The 1,697-nt window shown below is 42.0% G+C and carries 4 protein-coding genes; 1 reads left to right on the top strand and 3 read right to left on the bottom strand.

Going from position 1 to position 1,697, the window contains the following annotated elements:
- Positions 1–153, bottom strand: a 153-nt coding sequence (gene tnpA / locus C6H66_RS27535) for an IS66 family insertion sequence element accessory protein TnpA (protein ID WP_146111142.1), incomplete at its 3' end; no start/stop codon positions are given.
- A 95-nt stretch (positions 154–248) separates the two neighbouring features.
- Between tnpA and C6H66_RS24820 the strand changes: the two genes are divergently transcribed.
- On the top strand, positions 249–446 hold the full coding sequence (locus tag C6H66_RS24820) for a DUF7706 family protein (RefSeq protein ID WP_105397043.1): 198 nt from the start codon (positions 249–251) through the stop codon (positions 444–446).
- Between the two features lie 42 nt (positions 447–488).
- Here C6H66_RS24820 and C6H66_RS24815 read toward each other — a convergent pair whose 3' ends face one another.
- Both C6H66_RS24815 and C6H66_RS27375 read right to left on the bottom strand, forming a co-directional pair.
- Positions 489–1,031, bottom strand: a complete 543-nt coding sequence (locus tag C6H66_RS24815) for a nuclease (protein ID WP_105397042.1) — start codon at positions 1,029–1,031, stop codon at positions 489–491.
- Positions 1,032–1,044: 13 nt separating this feature from the next.
- The coding region (locus tag C6H66_RS27375; RefSeq protein ID WP_282183138.1) for an RHS repeat-associated core domain-containing protein at positions 1,045–1,697 on the bottom strand (653 nt) is incomplete at its 5' end.

Below are 1,697 nucleotides of genomic sequence, written 5' to 3'. Positions count from 1 at the left end.
TGGCGCATTTTGTGGACTGTCGGCAATCCAGTCGCGGAAAGAGGAAAAACTCAGCTGATGCTGTTCGCAATACTGTTTTCGGGTCAGGTTACTGTGGCGCCATTGGGCCACATGGTGTTGTTTTTGTTCCGGGGTATATCGGCTACGGCTCATGGTGTCAGTCTCCAGGTGAAGATAAGGAAGCAGTAGCGTGCAGGGGCCGGAGAGGAAGAACAAGGTGAGATGACCGGAGTATTACAGAGGATAAAATGAACGTGGTGATTGAACATTTACAGGACATTCAGTTAACCCACATTGAAGCGCTGGCCTTAGCCCAACTGGTGAAGCGGCTGAGCTGGGCGGAGATACGGGCTTGCGCGGTGAATGACGAGGAAGCGTATCAGATTAAGGATGCGATCGGTAAGCTTCAGTCGGCACTGGCTTATCGTGGGTATGCGCCACGGTAGATCATCAGAAGGCCGGAAAGATCTTTCCGGCCTTAACATCATTTAATTTGCTATTTCTTCCCAAAATTCATTTGTCCGAGAACCAACATATTCAATGATTTTTGTGGATGTTTCTTTACCTAAGAAAATAGTCCCAACACCTCTGATAAATAATTCAAAATTAGCTGAAACTTGTTCAAAGTCATTCATTGATGATTCACTGGTCATGACAAAAACCTCACCAGCAATAGTGTTTAGCAATATGGTATAAGGATCAGATATTGCTATGACAATAAATTCTTTAGGTCTATTTTCACCAATCCACCAATGATTAAAATTATCCTTACTATTAATATTTACTATCATTTCAAGATAATCAGAGCCATTACCAAATGATATGTTTCCTAATGAGAAGTTATCTAAATCATAGTCTTTTATGAATGATATAAATTCTTTAGGGAATGCGATATTCAGTTTTTTTTCTGAGATTTCAACGTTTAATAACGGTTTGTATCTTTTCGATAATTTCAGGTCATCAAAGTCATCACCTAATGGTGAGAATTTCTCATCTAATTGTTCGCTTATTTCTTTAATCGTTAGCAACATAAAATTCTCCTTTTTATTTTGTATGCCATATACCGCCACTGCCAACATGAGTTGAACTCGGGACGGGTATTGCGTAATGCCCAAAATCAACGTGATGGTGAATTAATGTTTCACCCTTGTAATTCACATGTTCTGGAAACGCCTTAATCCATTGATTATCTATTTTAGGTGATAATCCTAACTCTTTTATTCGGTACATATTACTTTTACTTAAAGAATCTGGCTGCAAATTACTCCATTGTTGCCAAAATTCTTTATTGTTTCTGATACCACCATTAGCAGTCATTTTGCCACTAGTGAAAGTACTTGTATCTATTGAATAGTTAGGGTCAGGTCTATTTGGGATTCTTGGATCTACCCTTGTTTGATAAGGGTTGTCACCCCTTGAAATTTCTTTTGTTCCAGGACAGCCAGCAAGACCCAGCGGATCAATCCAGTTTGCCGGATTATGGACGTACGCATACGGGTTCGGACCCCCATTTAGCCCGATTGGGTCGGCACTCAGGTAACAACAGCCTTCCGGCAAATAATAGCGGAACCGATTATAAAATAAACCACTTTCCTCATCAAAAAGTTGCCCGGCGAATCGGAGGCCCGGGTCCAGTGGCGGGTTCTCGCCGTGTCCGCCCAGCCGCAGGCCGTACAAGGATTGTTTCGGCCGCCGCC

This window comes from Photorhabdus hindustanensis (genome assembly GCF_002968995.1).
GTDB classification, from domain to species: Bacteria; Pseudomonadota; Gammaproteobacteria; order Enterobacterales; family Enterobacteriaceae; genus Photorhabdus; species Photorhabdus akhurstii.
Note: the sequence above shows the minus strand (reverse complement) of the source record. Positions and strands in the feature narration are given on the sequence as shown.